Annotated in this window: 10 protein-coding genes; 6 read left to right on the top strand and 4 right to left on the bottom strand. The window is 60.1% G+C overall.

The annotated features are described in order from the left end of the window. Positions 1–52: 52 nt before the first annotated feature. Both SSPSH_RS02620 and SSPSH_RS02625 read left to right on the top strand, forming a co-directional pair. Entirely contained in the window at positions 53–1087 is a 1035-nt protein-coding gene (locus SSPSH_RS02620; protein WP_006914171.1) for a YihY/virulence factor BrkB family protein, read from the top strand. After that, positions 1087–2046 carry an alpha/beta hydrolase gene (locus SSPSH_RS02625; RefSeq protein WP_006914170.1) on the top strand — a complete coding sequence of 320 codons (960 nt, stop codon included), beginning with the start codon at positions 1087–1089 and terminating at the stop codon, positions 2044–2046. The genes SSPSH_RS02620 and SSPSH_RS02625 overlap by 1 nt, the downstream gene beginning before the upstream one ends. 16 nt (positions 2047–2062) lie before the next feature. On the opposite strand, the gene SSPSH_RS02630 is transcribed toward SSPSH_RS02625, so the two are convergent. Both SSPSH_RS02630 and SSPSH_RS02635 read right to left on the bottom strand, forming a co-directional pair. Further along, positions 2063–3328 (bottom strand): inorganic phosphate transporter, encoded by a 1266-nt coding sequence (locus tag SSPSH_RS02630; protein ID WP_006914169.1) that lies wholly within the window; start codon positions 3326–3328, stop codon positions 2063–2065. A gap of 46 nt (positions 3329–3374) precedes the next feature. Then, positions 3375–4061: a TIGR00153 family protein gene (locus tag SSPSH_RS02635; protein ID WP_006914168.1), complete on the bottom strand. Its 687-nt coding sequence runs from the start codon at positions 4059–4061 to the stop codon at positions 3375–3377. A 154-nt stretch (positions 4062–4215) separates the two neighbouring features. Here SSPSH_RS02635 and SSPSH_RS02640 point away from each other — a divergent pair, with 154 nt between their 5' ends. Continuing rightward, positions 4216–6081, top strand: a complete 1866-nt coding sequence (locus tag SSPSH_RS02640; RefSeq protein WP_006914167.1) for a DUF3413 domain-containing protein — start codon at positions 4216–4218, stop codon at positions 6079–6081. A gap of 25 nt (positions 6082–6106) precedes the next feature. Here SSPSH_RS02640 and SSPSH_RS02645 read toward each other — a convergent pair whose 3' ends face one another. Beyond that, positions 6107–6982 carry an MBL fold metallo-hydrolase gene (locus SSPSH_RS02645; RefSeq protein ID WP_006914166.1) on the bottom strand — a complete coding sequence of 292 codons (876 nt, stop codon included), beginning with the start codon at positions 6980–6982 and terminating at the stop codon, positions 6107–6109. A 507-nt stretch (positions 6983–7489) separates the two neighbouring features. Continuing rightward, positions 7490–8224, bottom strand: coding sequence for a hypothetical protein (locus SSPSH_RS19135; protein WP_202962114.1), 735 nt, complete (start codon positions 8222–8224; stop codon positions 7490–7492). Here SSPSH_RS19135 and SSPSH_RS02650 point away from each other — a divergent pair. From SSPSH_RS02650 to SSPSH_RS02660, 3 genes are read left to right on the top strand one after another with little or no spacing between them, the layout of a single operon-like run. Continuing rightward, positions 8159–10720, top strand: coding sequence for a site-specific DNA-methyltransferase (locus SSPSH_RS02650; protein WP_202962115.1), 2562 nt, complete (start codon positions 8159–8161; stop codon positions 10718–10720). The genes SSPSH_RS19135 and SSPSH_RS02650 overlap by 66 nt on opposite strands. 4 nt (positions 10721–10724) lie before the next feature. Further along, positions 10725–12713 (top strand): RNA-binding domain-containing protein, encoded by a 1989-nt coding sequence (locus SSPSH_RS02655; protein WP_051339739.1) that lies wholly within the window; start codon positions 10725–10727, stop codon positions 12711–12713. After that, positions 12710–15562: a BPTD_3080 family restriction endonuclease gene (locus SSPSH_RS02660; protein WP_006914162.1), complete on the top strand. Its 2853-nt coding sequence runs from the start codon at positions 12710–12712 to the stop codon at positions 15560–15562. The genes SSPSH_RS02655 and SSPSH_RS02660 overlap by 4 nt, the downstream gene beginning before the upstream one ends. Positions 15563–15691 lie beyond the last annotated feature (129 nt).

Raw genomic sequence — 15691 nt, forward strand, 5'->3', positions numbered from 1 at the left:
CCCGGCCCGGGTCGCGTTTTCGAGTCGGGCAGCGCCCGAGGTCAGGGAGACAATGGTGCACCGTCATAACGCAAAGCAGCTTTCGCCGAACGAACAGCCGTCAGCGGATGGACGCGGGCGGCGGGCGGCAACGCCGGTCAATATCCCGTTCAAGGGCTGGCGCGACGTCGCGCTGCGCGTCTATCACGCGTTCAACGACAACAATCTTTCGATCATCGCAGCCGGCGTGTCGTTCTACGGGCTGCTGGCGATTTTTCCCGGTATTGCGGCGTTCGTCGCGATCTACGGGTTGTTTCTCGACCCGGCTGGCGTGGTCGATCAGGTGCAACAGCTGCGCGGCGTCGTTCCGCCGGATGTCATCACCACCATCACCGGCCAGATGAGTCAGATTGCCGCCAAGCCGCAGGCCTCGCTCGGTCTGGCCGCGCTGTTCACGCTGGCCTTGGCGCTGTGGAGCGCGCGCAAAGGCACGACCGCGCTGATGATTGCCCTCAACGTGGTGTATGCCGAGCGTGAAACCCGCAACTTCTTCGTCAAGATCGCGGTGTCGCTGGCGCTGACCCTGGCGATCGTACTCGGGCTCAGTATGGTGGCCGTTCTGGCGGCCGGCGTGCCATTGCTGTTTGCTGCGCTGGGTTTTGCCGACTGGATGGTTGCCGTTGGCCGGGGCATCGGCCTGGGCGGCGCGGCGCTGTTCCTGATGTTGGGTATCGCCGGGCTGTATCGCTACGCGCCAAGCCGACGCGCGCCGAAATGGCGCTGGGTGATGGTGGGTGCCGCCATCGTGACGGTGTTCTGGATCATCGGCTCGCTCGCGTTCTCTGTCTACGTGGCCTTTTCCGATAATTATTCGGCGACCTATGGTTCGCTGGGTGCCGTGGTCGTGGTGCTGACCTGGCTCTATATCACCGTGCTCATCATGCTCGTAGGCGGCGAGCTCAACGCCCAGCTCGAGTTTCAGACCGCACACGACACTACTACCTCCGGCGGCAAACCGATGGGCGAGCGCGGTGCGTTCGTGGCCGACAACATCGCCGCGCGCGCCGACGATATCGATTTCGACAACAAAAAGTCGGGGCCCGGTTGATGCCACGCTGCGAAGATCTGTTCATTACCAGTTCCGAAGCGCCGAACGAGCGTATTCACGTCCGTGAAAAGACGGCGGATAGCCCCGCAGCTGATACCCCGGCCAAAGCCGTGCTGTTCGTACACGGCGCGACTTACCCCGGCGTGATGTTCGATGTGCCGACCAGCAGCTGGCTCGACCATGCGGTCGATGACGGTTATGCGGCTTATGCGCTGGATGTGCGCGGCTACGGCGCGTCCACGCGCAGCCCGGTGCTGGACGAACCTGCGCAGGACAATCCGCCGTTTGCGCGTGCCGAAAGTGCGGTCGCGGATATTGCCGATACGATTGCTTTCATTCGAGAGCGCACCGGCGTCGAAAAAATCGATCTGGTGGGTTGGTCCTGGGGCACGATGACCACGGGCATGTATGCCGCCAGCCAGCCCGGCACGATCAATCGGCTGGTGCTGTTCGCGCCGGTGTATAGCTGCGAACGGCGTGATCGTATCGCGGCACTCGAAGATCGTGACAACCCGCACCGTTTACGCCCGCTGGGCGCCTATCGCACCGAAACCGCCGCGCAGGCGCGCGAGCGTTGGGGCGCGGAAATCACCGCGGCCGATCCCGACAGCTGGCGCGATCCGGCGATGGTGGAGCGCTGGTACGACGCCATGCTGCGCGATGAACCGGCCGATTTCGTGCGCGCCCCCAACGGCGTGCTCGTGGATCTCTGGGAAGCCTTCAACGGTCGCGCCCGCTATGAAGCCGGCGATATCGATGTGCCCACGCTGGTGATCCGCGCCACCGAAGACGCCACCGCCATCCGCGAGGATGGGCTCGGGCTTTACGATCGGTTGGGCAGTGCCTACAAGCAGTACGACGAGATTGGCCGGGGTACCCATTTCGTGCTGCTCGAACGGCGCGCGCCGCAGCTGTTCGACCGCGTGAGCCGTTTTCTGGCCAGCCCGCTGGCGCACTAGGCGCAAGGATGCGTTCCTAGATCAGTATGGTGCTCAGCAGGAAGTAGAACGCCGCGGTAAACAACGCAGCGCCGGGCAGGGTGAGCAGCCAGCCCAGAAACACGCCGCCGAGCACCGATAGATCCAGTGCGCGCAGCCCGCGCGCAAGCCCCACGCCGAGCACGCCGCCGACCAGCGTCTGAGTAGTGGAGACGGGCAGGCCGAAGAAAGTCGCCAGCACCACCGTCGACGCCGCGGCCAGTTCGGCCGAGAAGCCGCGGGTCGGGGTGAGCTCGGTGATGCGGGCACCGATCGTGCGCATCACGCGATGGCCATAGGTGGCGAGGCCCACCACGATACCAATACCGCCCAGCACCAGAACCCATCCGGCCAGCTCGGAGCTCTGACCGACGTTGTCGGGATTGTTGATCACGTTGAGAATTGCCGCGACCGGCCCGACTGCGTTGGCCACATCATTGGAGCCGTGCGCGAACGCCATCGTGGCTGCGGTGAAAACCTGGGCGACTGCAAACACGCGCTCCACGTTGCGATAACGATCCGTCGCACGCGCTTCCGGCGACAGATCGATACGCCGTAACAGTACCGCGCTGATCGCGGCTGCTACGAGGCCGAGTGCGACCGCGCCGGCGACCGCCATCGTCGTACTCAAATCGATACCGATATGCGATAGGCCTTTGACCAAAGTGACCAGACAGATCACGAAGGCAGCCAGAAATACATAGGCCGGCAGATACCGGCGCGCGCCCACCGCCGGGTCGGCATGGTTGAATACCAGCCGGCGAATCGACTCGAACAACAGAAACGCCAGCACACCGGCCAACAGCGGCGATACCACCCAGCTGGCCGCGATCTTGCCGATTTCCGCCCATTTGACCGGTTCGGCGCCGAAAGCGATCAGCGCAAACCCGAGAATGCCCCCGACGATCGACTGCCCCGTGGAGACCGGTAGCCCGCGCATGGAAGTGACCAGCAAAAACGTGCCCGCCCCCAGCAGCGCCGCGAGCATGCCAATCACCAGCAGGTCCGGGTTGTCGGCGAATATTTCGGGGCTGATCAGCCCGCCGCTGATGGTCTCCGTGACTTCGCCGCCGGCCAGCCATGCGCCCAGAAACTCGAATATGCCGGCGATGACCACGGCCTGGCCGACCGTGACGGCGCCCGAGCCCACCGAGGTGCCCATCGCGTTGGCGACATCGTTGGCGCCGATACCCCAGGCCATGAAGAAACCGAACACACAGGCGAGAATGAGCAGCAATTCCGCATGCTGAGTAATGAGCGACATGGACGTCCTTGTCTGCGGCGCAGGAGAGAAGGAAGGGTTAGGCGCGCTAGCGTGCCATTAAAATCTGCAGACGCGAGCCAACGCGTTCGGCGCGATCCGAAAGCGTGCCGATCCAGTCGATCACGCGATAGATGAACATCACTTCCAGCGGCGGCAGCTCGCTTTCCAGTTCGAGCAGGCGGTGGCGAATGGCGATCTGTTCGTTATCCGCGCGTTTCTCCAGCCGGCCCAGTTCGGTGACCATATCTTCGATCATCTCGCTCACGTCGCGGCCGAAGCCGGAATCCAGCAGTTCGTCGAGTTCCTCGAGCACCTTGCGCGCCTGGTGTACGGCCTCGATCGACGTCTGCATGTAATCGCTGATCGGGCGTTGCACCGAGGGCGGGAATTCCATGCGCCGTCCCGTCATCAGGCCTGATATGTCCTTGACCTTGTTGACGATCTTGTCCTGCGCTTCGATCAACACGAGCAGATCCGAGCGCGAGATCGGTAGAAACAGCGACGTCGGCAGGTTCAGCCGAATCTTGTCCTTGAGATCGTCGGCCTCGTGTTCGCAGGCAGAAATGCGCTCGTGTAGCGCTTCGGCCTGGGTCCAGTCGCCGGCCGCCGTCGCATCGAAATACTCGCGCAGCAGATCCGCACTCTTGTCGACTTCGCGAATGTGTTCGCGCAGCGCCTTGAACGGCGAATGGCCGAAAAGACGTGACAACGGGCTGTTCTTGGACGGGTCCATGCGAGCTTCCCCGGTTTGCAGACCTGCCTACTATATAAGCCGACGTATGACAGTGTCGTTACCGGGCTCGATATCGAGTGGCCGCAGCGTGGAACCTTTGCCGCGCAATCTGTCTGATATGGCCCGCTCTGCCCACTCCACCCCAAAGATTTTGATGCTCAACCCCATTTCGTCCGGGGTCGGCCGCGGCGCGCTACTGCGCTGGCTCGGCTGGCTTGTGATTGCCTATACCCTCGTGCTGTCGCTGGTCGCCCTGCGCTATCTCGATGTAGGCGATCTGTCGACCGGCCTGGTGGCGCGCAGCTTCGGCATCGCGATGTTCTTTGCGCATTTTCTGTCGGTCGCGCTGATCGGGTTGTTACCCATCATGCTGCTCGCTCTGATCGTGCCGTACCGACACATCATTGCGCCGCTCGCATGGGCGATCGGCGTGGTGCTGACGTGCCTGCTGCTGGTCGATACGCTGGTGTTCCAGCAGTACCGTTTCCATTTGAACGGCGCACTGGTTTCGCTTTTCTTCTCGGGCGCGTCGGAAGAAACCTTCGAATTCTCGCTGGCGATGAAAATCCAGGTCGCCTTGATCGGGCTCGGTGTGGCGCTTGCGCTATGGGCCGTGGGCTGGGCGGTATGGCGGCTGGTCGCGGCGACACGCCAGCGGCGCTTCGGCTATGGCATGGCCGGCGCCTGTGTCGCGCTGCTTCTGGCTACCAACCTGTTTCATGCGTATGCCGATGCCATGGGCGACGGCACCGTCACCCGCCAGACCCGGCTGTTGCCGGGCTACGAACCGCTCACCGCCAAGGATTTCCTCGAAGAACGCGGCTTCGATGTGGCCGAGGCCAGCTGGGGCGGCGATACCGCTCTCGATGGTTCCATCGACTACCCGCGCGTGCCGCTGCAAACCCAGACGCCGGCCGAACCCAAGAACATCGTTTTCATCGTCATCGATTCCTGGCGTTTCGATGCCATGAATGAAGATGTTTCCCCGCATATGGCGCGTTTCGCCCAGAACAACCAGCGCTTCATGAACCACTACAGCGGCGGCAATGCCACGCGTATCGGCATGTTCTCGTTGTTCTATGGCATTCCCGGCACCTACTGGCACAGCATGCTGCAGACGAACACGCGGCCCGTGTTGGTCAGCCGGTTGCTCGATCTGGGTTACGACTTCGGCATCTATCGCAGCGCGCCGCTGTCCTCGCCCGAATTTCATCGCACCATCTTTTCCCGCATGAAAGAGCTGCGTATGGAATCCGAAGGCAACGATTCGCCGGCGCGCGATATCGACGCCAATCGCGACTTCATCGACTACCTGCAAAAACGCGATCCCGACGCCGACAAGCCCTTCTTCGGCATGGTCTTCTACGATTCGCCGCACGCCTACGATCTGCCGGACGGCGACCCGCGGCCCTTCCAGCCGAGCTGGGACAGCGTCAACTATCTCTCGCTCGACGAAGACACTGACCCCACCGGCCTGCACAATCTCTATCGCAACTCCGTGCATTTCGTGGACGGCCTCGTCGGCAAAACGCTCGACACGCTCGAAGCCCAGGGCCTGATGGACGACACCATCGTCGTCGTCACGGGCGATCACGGTCAGGAGTTCAACGACCTCGGCCTGAACTACTGGGGCCACAATGGCGACTACAGCCGCTACCAGACCCAGGTGCCCATGATCGTGCACTGGCCGGGCCGCACTGAGGCCGGCAAACAAACCGAATACCTCACCAGCAGCTTCGACGTGGCGCCTACGCTGCTCGAGCACGCGCTGGGCGTGAACAACGCCTACGAGGCCACCAGCGTCGGCCACGACCTGTTTCAGCCGGCCGAACGCCTGCCGCTGATCATGGCCCAGTACCGTGGCCATGCGGCGATGACGGAGAATGGCTTTATCGACTTCCCCGCCATCGGCAGCCCGGAAGCACTCGACCGTGACTACCGCCCGCGCGAAGACGGCCCGTCACCGGCGGCCATTCAGGACACGCTGGAACAGATGACGCGGTTTCGCGAAACCGACTAGCCGCGTCGCTGGTCGTCGGGTCGTTTCAAACGAACGGCGACCAGACGTGTGGCAGAAAGCGATACCCCGCGCCATCGGCTACCACATGGCCGATGCCGGGGAAGTCGATATGGTGGCCGGCGATCAACTCGCCGCTCGCCGCGACTTCCGCGAATAGCGCCTGGCGCGAGCGCACCGCCTGTTCCGGGTCGGTATCGAACATGATATGCGCATCCGGACGCGGAAACTGGATCTGCGGCAGGTGCACGATATCCGCTGCGATCAACAGACTCTCGCCGTCGGATTCGATGCGATAACCGCTATGGTCCGGCGTATGGCCGGGCAGCGGATAACGCGTGATGCCGGGCATGAACGCGTCGGTCTCGATCGCCCGCAGATTTGCCGCGCAGGCGTCGAACACCCGCTGTGCATTGGTGAACTGATTACGCAGCATCTCGCTGGCATCATCCGGCACCGCTCCACGCCAGAATTCCAGCTCGCCGGCCGGCACGAAAATCTCGGCCTGTGGAAAGGCCGGGTTGTCGTCGCCATCGATCAGCCCGCCGAGGTGGTCGGGATGTGCATGCGTAAGCATCACGCGGTCGATATCCGCAAACGTCAGGCCCATTTCCGCGAGCCCCGCGCCCAGCCGCGCGCCTTCATCGCCCACCAGACCACCCAGCCCGGTATCGATCAGAATCCGCTCGTCGCCCGTATCCACCAGATAACAGTTCAAAGTGATCTTCGGCGGCGTCGGCCGCCGGCTCGCGGTGTGCAATGCCTGCACCGTCGCCTCGTCCAGATTCGAGATCAGCCCGAAGCCGCCTTGAAGATAAGCATCCTGAATCGTCGTCACCACGAAATCGCCCACGCGCAGGTGGTGGAGGTTGGTGGATTGGGTCTGGGGTTGTTCGTACGGCATGTCGTGTCGTGGTTGGCTCGCCAATACGAACGGACTTGGTGATGATCGTGGGCGTTTAAAGCAATGGCCATGCATGGCCATGCGAGGCTGTTCAATATGCAGAGCAAAGTCGGCCCGATTGGCATGTTGGCGGTACCCAAAAATTGGCGACATATCGTATCCCTGAACATGCGAAGAGCCAGTTTGGGCGAATCGACGCTAATTTAAGCTCGCTTAATTAGTAACAAGCTAAATAAACGAAAAGCCGGTTTGCTTTATTAACACCAACGTCGCCGCGGCTACGCTCGCGAAGCATTCATGGATAGCTTGAGCGAAGGGATGCCGCCGGGGTTCGCCGGCAATCCGCTCTTCAGCCTGGTACAGGAGTGATAATCTGCCGTGGGGATCGATAAACAATGACGAATTACGGTACACGGCGGCTTCGCCGCGTGCCGGTCTTTGCGTGGAAGACAGACGATGCAGAATTCGAAAGCGCACGATGCAGCCAAGGCTCAGCTGCTCGACTTGCTACCGAACGATGGCAGCCCGATGGGCAACCACGCGATGCAGCAGGCGCTGCGCGACGCAGGTGTCGAACTCAGCGAAGCGGAATACGCCGCTCTCAAGGATGCGCTGGTTGCCGACGGCGCGATCGGCAAAGGCCGTGGACGCGGCGGCTCGATTTACCGAATCGCCGCAAACGCAGCAGCCGCGCACACGGATGACGGCTTTGAGCTCAAGACCCAGGCCGCCCCGGCAGAGCTCGATTTCCATGGCGATCGGCCGAAGGCGGCCACGCCCAAGCCAAAAAAGAGCGGCCGGAAGAAACAGCAGAAAAGCAGCGATGGCCACGAAATCCTGAGCTATCGCTACGACGAAAAACGGCCGAACAATCCGCATGTGGGCATGGTGAACGCCGCCTCCGACGGCGTAGAAGAAACCGCCGAGTGGGCCTACGACCCGCATATCGACCCCGCGCTGCAGTTCGACCCCAGCCGGGCGCAGATCGAAAACCTCATCGACGATGCGCTGGCCTCCCGTGACAAGGCCGTGATGGCGGATGCGCTGGAACAGTTGAAGCGCATGCAGAGCGCGTATCTCAACTGGGCCGGCAAGGCCGAGCGCACCAGCTTCGAGGTGGATACCGTCTCGCTGCACGTACACGAACGTATCGACCCGGCCACGATCCTCGCCGCATTGCAGAAGCGCGCGAAGGACAGCAAAGGCAAGGACACGCCGCGCTTCCAGCACGATCTCTTCCACGCGCCGTTCGAAAACCTGCCGCTGCGTGACGCTATCGATTTCTACAAGCACGAACGTGACTGGTCCAATCGGCTGATCGCCGGCGACTCGCTGCTGGTCATGAACTCGCTGCTACAGAAAGAGGGCATGGCCGGCCAGGTGCAGATGATCTATATCGATCCGCCCTACGGGATCAAATACGGCTCCAATTTCCAGCCTTTCACCAGCCGGCGCGACGTTAAGGACCGCAAGGACGAGGATCTGACTCAGGAACCGGAGATGATCAAGGCGTTCCGGGATACCTGGGAGCTGGGGGTTCACTCGTATCTGACGTATCTCCGGGATCGCTTATTGCTCGCGCGTGGGCTGTTAGGCGAGTCGGGTAGTGTTTTTGTCCAAATATCAGACGAAAATCTACATCACGTTAGAGAAATACTAGACGAGATTTTCGGAAATACGAACTTTGTAGGTCTTGTAACTGTAGTAAAAACCACTAGTGCCTCTAGCGAATTGCTGGCTGGTGTAGCGGACTACTTGCTCTGGTTCGCAAAAGATAAAAGCAAACTTAAATACAATAGTTTATACCAAGAGAAATCACTCGGTGGTGCAGGAGCGACGCAATACAACCTAGCCGAAACGGAAGATGGCGCACGATTTCGGTTGTCAAACGACTCGGGTATTGAGGCGAGGTGGAGATTATTTAGCCACGATAATGCAACGAGCCAAAGACCGCCCGGCGATTTCCCCGTAAAGCTGCTAGGAAAGACTTTTGGGCCAGGGAATGGTTTTTGGAAAACGGGCGAAAGCGGGATGGCGACGCTCAGAAAAGCACGCCGCTTAATGCATATTGGAAACACGCTTCGGTATGTTCGATTTCTTGGCGATTTCCCGGTTTATCCGTTCAATAATGTTTGGACCGATACTGGAACCTCTGGCTTTTCAGATAAAAAGGTTTACGTAGTCCAGACCAACGCAAGTATCGCTGAACGATGTTTATTAATGACAACAGATCCCGGCGATTTGGTTTTGGATCCCACGTGTGGTTCAGGCACGACAGCAACAGTCGCCGAAAAATGGGGCCGCCGCTGGATCACCTGCGATACGTCCCGTGTCGCGGTCACGCTGGCCAAACAACGCCTGATGACGGCCAGCTACGACTACTACGCGCTCAAGTATCCGGACGAAGGGCTGCGCGGTGGCTTCATCTACAAGACCGTGCCGCATATCACGCTCAAGTCGATCGCCAACAATCCCGAGATCGATACGATCTACGAGCAAAAGCATCCGGCGGTCGCGAACGCGCTGGATACGCTCAACGCTGCTTTGCAAGCGGCGCCGCCCGCGCCGTTCAAGGTGACCGAAGGCGCGCGCAAGGGTGAAACCGTCGATTTTGTGGCCAAACGCAAGGAACAGACGCTGCCCAGCGGCGAACAGGCCTGGAACAACGCGCTGCTGGAATGGGAAGTGCCGTTCGAGGCGCCGGAGGACTGGGATCGCGCGAGCATCGACGCGCTGGAAGCATTCCATGTCGCGCGCCAAACCATGCAGCAGGCCATGGATGCGTCTATCGATGCCCATGCCAGTCAGGAAGTGCTTTACGACCAGCCGGAAATCGACAAGAGCAAGCGGCGGATTACCGGGCCGTTCACGGTGGAGGCGGTGCCGTTTGCCACGGTGTTGGGGCTGGGTGAGGCCGAACAGCCGCAGCAAGCCGATGTGGCCGTGGCCCGTTCCGGCGAAACCGCACGCCAGTCCGCCTGGCGCGACGAACTGCTCAAGACCGGTATTCGCGGCAAGAACAACCAGAAGCTGACGTTGATGGATCTGGAGCCGTTGCCGGGCACGCGTTATATCGATGCGGTGGGTACCGTGGCGGACACCGGCGAGCGGGTGGCCGTGAGCTTCGGCCCCGAGCATGCCGCGCTCGAACAGCGCCAGGTCGAAATCGCCATGCGCGAGGCGGGCGATCTGTTTCCGCTACCGAAACTGCTGGTGTTTTGTGCCTTTACCTTCGATCCGGAAGCGGCCAAGGATATCGACAACATCAAGGGCATTCAGGCACTCAAGGTGCAGATGAATACCGATCTGCTGACCGAGGATCTCAAGAAGGGCCGCTCGAATAATGAATCGTTCTGGCTGATGGGCCAGCCGGACGTGGAACTGCGCCAGCGCGAGGACGGTCTTTACGAGGTCGAGGTGCACGGCTTCGATTATTTCGATACGAAGTCCGGCGAGCTGAAATCCGGCGGCAAGAAGAATATCGCCGTGTGGATGCTGGATACGGACTACGACAATCGTTCGCTGTTCGCGCGGCAGGTGTTCTTCCCCATGGCCGGCAAGAAGGACGGCTGGTACAAGCTCAAGAAAGATATCCGTGCCGAACTGAACGACGATCTGCTCGATGCCTTTCATGGCACGACCTCGCTGGCCTTCGAGGCGGGCGAGAACGAGTGTGTGGCGGTGAAGATCGTCGATGACCGCGGCATCGAGTCGCTGAAAGTGATGGCGCTGGGGTGATGTGGTGAGCCAACAGCTCCATCTGTTCGATTCGCTCAGCGAAGGTCGAGATATCGAGTTCAAATCGGCCCGTGGCGGCTTGCCGCGCAGTCTGTGGGAGACGTATAGCGCTTTTGCCAATACCGCGGGCGGCGTGATCTATCTGGGTATCAAGGAAACCGATGAGGGCGCAGTCGTTCAGGGTGTGGACGACCCGGATGGTCTGCTGCGGGATTTCTGGGCCGCCATCAATAACCGCCAGAAGGTTAATGAGAATCTGCTCAAGGCAGATGATGTGGAGGTTTTAGAGCTCGATAATCGTTACGTTCTGGAAATACACGTCCCCCGCGCGTCGCGCGAGCAGCGGCCGGTTTACGTGGGCCTGGATCCGTATGAGGGCAGCTATCGTCGCGATCATGAAGGCGACTTCAAATGCCGGCGCAGCGAAGTGCAAGGGATGTTCGCCGACCAGTCGGATGCGGTGGCCGCGGATAGCCGCATCCTGGAACACTTTGGGCTCGAGGATTTCGACGAGGCATCGCTGCGCCAGTATCGAAATCGTATGGCATCGCGTCAGCCCAGTCATCCCTGGCTTTCTCTGGAAGACACTGAATTTCTGGCCAAACTGGGCGGCTGGCGCCGAGACCGAGCGACGGGGCTCGAAGGGCCCACCGTGGCGGGCTTGCTCATGTTCGGCCGGACCCAGGCGATTACGGATAACGAGGCCGTACCCGCGTTTCAAGTCGATTACCGCGAGCGATTGGCGGCGGACGAGAACGTTCGCTGGAGCGATCGACTCACGGTCGATGGGACGTGGGAAGCGAATCTGTTCCAGTTCTACATGCGCGTCGTACAGAAGATTCACAACGACGACGCGCTCAAAATCCCTTTTGCCCGTAACGCGCAGGGCTACAGAGAAGGTCAGACTGTTGTCCATGAGGCGTTACAGGAAGCGCTGGTCAATGCGCTGATTCACGCGGATCATGCCGGCCAGGGCGGGATTATTGTCGAGCGGTTTGCGGAGCACTTCGAGTTTTCCAACCCCGGAACGCTGCTGCTATCGGTGGAACAGTTGATACGCGGCGGTGTGAGTGAGTGCCGCAACAAGTCGCTTCAGACGATGTTTCAAATGTTGGGCGCGGGTGATCGCGCCGGCTCGGGGCTGGATAAAATCCGCTCCAGTTGGCACGCACAGCATTGGCAATCACCGAGCTTGCACGAGCGCTTTCGACCGGATCGGGTGAAACTCATACTGCCCATGGTCAGCCTGTTGCCCGATGGGTTTCTACAGGCTATCCGACACCGCTTTGGCGAGACGAGTGTTCGAGGGCTCGATGAGGATGAGGTCCAAACGCTGGTGACGGCGGCGTTTGAAGGGCAGGTCACCAATCAGCGTCTACAGTCGATGCTGACGGCGCATCGCGTTGATATCACGCAGATTCTTCGCGGCCTGGTGGACAAAGGTTTTCTGGAAGCGCATGGCCAACGACGTGGTGCCTATTACACGCTCGTTGGCGGAAAAATTCCGGATAATCAAGACGCGGCCATTCTGGGATCGCGACGCATTGGGTCTGCCGATGTGCCTCTTAATGAGCCCGGCTCCCCTCACAATGCCCCCGATTCTGCTCATAGTGAGTCGTTCCCCCCTCATAACGAGCCGTTCTCCCCTCATAACGCGGGTCGAGAGTCTCATAGCGAGCATGCAACGAGTGGGCGGGCGACGGGGCCGGCGTCACGCGAAGATGTTCAGACGTTGCTTGAACGCATTGCTGAGCCTGTTTCCCGGCGCGCGCGGGTTCGGCCGGAGTTGCTAAGACAAACCATTCTGGCGCTTTGTAACCACGGCTATCTCAGCCTGCGCGACATTGCGGGTCTGCTCCGTCGCGACGCACGTAATCTACGCGATCGGCATATCTCCGTACTGGTTGAACGGGGTGCTTTACGCTTGGAATACCCAGAGGTCCCTAACCATCGCAAGCAACGTTACGTCACGGCTGTCGGAGAGAATAAATGAGCGTTAGCTCACTTATCATCAACTCGCCTTACGAAATGCCGACTCACCACTGGTCGCAGGATGCGAACGGTCGTGTGGCGAAGAAGGTCGAGGGGCGTCGGCCGGCTGCCTACGAAATGTATGACACGCGTAACAACACGCGACGCGTGGAGTTGCTGGAAACGGTCAATCGGGTTCGCCAGCGTGTCGACCACTGGCGCGCGGATGGCTGGCCGGGTATTACGCTGGTTACGCGCGCCTTGCTCGAACACTGGGCTGCCAAAGGGGAATGGATTGCCGACGAGCGACGCTGGGAAGGTGGCCCGCGGCCCTACCCGTTCTATTTTTGCCAGCTGGAGGCGATCGAAACACTGATCTGGTGGCTTGAGGCGCCAGCCGACTATCGACAGGGGGTGTTTCTGCGGGGTGATGGCGGCGTCTGGGAGCGTATCTGCAGCAAGATGGCGACTGGTTCAGGCAAGACGACCGTCATGGGCCTGATTGCAACCTGGCAAACACTGAACGCCTTGCAGTATCCGAAGGATAGGCGCTTTTCACAGGCTATCTTCGTGGTCGCGCCGGGGCTTACAGTGAAAAGCCGTCTGCAGGTGCTGTTGCCGGGCGATGAACACAACGTCTACGACGAATTTTCCATGTGCCCGAACGAGGCGATGCGCCAACGCCTCAACCAGATGGAGATCGTGGTCGAGAACTGGCATACGTTGATGCCACTCAAGGAGCCGACGCGATCCGTCGTGAAGAAGGGCGCCGAAAGTGACGAGGCATTCACGCGACGAGTGCTGGGCGGGCTCGCCGGCTTCAAGGACATCGTCGTCATCAATGATGAAGCGCATCACGCGTATCGCAAACCGGCAGAACAGAAAATCGGCAAGCAGGAAGCCGCGCGGCTGGGTATCGATCTGGAAGAGGCGACGCGATGGATCGAGGGGCTGGATCGAATTCACAAGACGCGTCGCATCCGCCGCTGTTTCGATCTATCGGCGACGCCATTCGCACCGACCGGCAAGACGAACACCGAAGCCGGGCTATACGAGTGGGTGATTTCCGATTTCGGGCTCAATGATGCGATCGAAGCAGGTCTGGTCAAAACACCACGTGTCGTGATTCGGGACGATGCACTGTCGAACGCGAAAAGCTACGCGCCCAAGCTCTACCATCTGTACCGCGAGGATGAGGTTCGCGATGATCTGAATCGCAAGGCCGATTCGGACGAGCCGCTACCTCAGCTGGTGCAGAACGCCTATACGATTCTGGCTTACGACTGGCGCGAAACGCTGCACGCCTGGCAGGCCGAAGGCCATACGATTCCGCCGGTGATGTTGACGGTATGTAATCGAACGGAAACCGCTGCACGTATCGAGCGTTTCTTTAACGAAGGCGATTGCATGATCGAGGGGACGCAATCACCTGAACGTACGTTGCGCGTTGATTCCAAGGTGCTTGAGAAAGCCGAGCGCGGGGAGAGCGTTACCAAGGACAAGGAGTACGCGGCCCGTCTGGAGGAGATCATTCGCGCTTCGGGCCTGGCCAGCGACAAGCAGGAGGATTTGTTGGCGCTCAAGCAGGAGCAGCAGCTTCGTGACTTGGTCGACACGGTCGGCAAACGCCACCAGCCGGGCCAGCACCTGCAGAACGTGATCTCGGTCGCAATGTTGTCCGAAGGGTGGGACGCGGCGAATGTCACGCACATCATGGGGCTTCGGGCGTTTACGAGCCAGTTGCTGTGTGAGCAGGTGATCGGTCGCGGTCTACGCCGCGTGGCCCACGATCTGGATGAAAACGGGCACTTCCTGCCCGAATTCGTCAACGTATTTGGCGTGCCGTTATCGATTTTTCAGGACGTTGGGGACGCAGGCGAAGCGCCGCCGGTACCCAAAGCCAGTGTTCGTGTTCAAGTCGAGCCCGGCCGCAACCAGTACGAGATTCGATGGCCGAATGTGCTGCGCATTCGATCCATTTTGCAACCAGACCTTGTTGTGGATTGGCCTGAGCTCGAACGCCTTACGCTGGATCCGAGCCAGACGCCGTTGAACGCGGAAGTCGCGCCTTCGTTGACCGGTCTCGTGAATCTGGATCAGGCATCGGAAATCGATCTGGAAAAAGCCGTAAACGATTTTCGGCTGCAGAATTTGATATTCCGTGCGACTCGAAAACTCTACCGAGAGCTGGGCGGCGGATTCGAGGGCGATAAACAGTATCTTGCCATTCAGCTGATACGGCTTGTAGAGCAATTCATCGCAAGCGACAAGCTGAGTGTGCCTGCGGCCTGGTATAGCGATCCGGTAAGACGCCAGCTCTTGATAGGGCTCAATATTGATGGGGTGGTAGCCCATCTGAGCCGGCATGTGCGCCTGGAGAACACGACGAAACTCGAGCCCGTATTCGACGAGCAACTACCGATCGGCTCTACCGCATACATGCGGCCTTGGCCGACCACCAAACCGTGTCAGCCAACCAAGCGGTCACAGATCAGCCACGCGATCCACGACAGTACGTGGGAGCAGGCTGTATTCAATATCTGTGAAAAAAGTGATCGCGTCGTTGCCTGGGCCAAGAATGACCATCTTGATTTCGTGGTTCGTTATCTTTGGCGCGGCTCCAATCGCAAGTTCATCCCGGATTTCCTGATCAAATTGAAAAACGGAAAAACGCTTGTGCTCGAAGTGAAAGGCCAGGACAGCGACCGCAATCGTGCCAAACGCGCTGCAATGAACGAGTGGGTCGACACGATCAATAGATGGGGCGGCTTCGGCATCTGGTGCTTCGACACAGTGTTTGATCCGGCGAAAGTGCGCGATGTGATTGAGCACCATGTCGAATCGCCCGATACCGTTGTTGACACGAACTGATTGGTGGAAACTTCCGTGGGTTTAGACGAGTCGTTGCTTGGTGTAGATAGTGAACCGACCGAGCAACCTCGACGTTGAACCCTGCGAAACTCCGCGTGAATCGGGCGCAGCGACGCCGCAGCCATTTCC

Source organism: Salinisphaera shabanensis E1L3A (assembly GCF_000215955.2).
GTDB lineage: Bacteria > Pseudomonadota > Gammaproteobacteria > Nevskiales > Salinisphaeraceae > Salinisphaera > Salinisphaera shabanensis.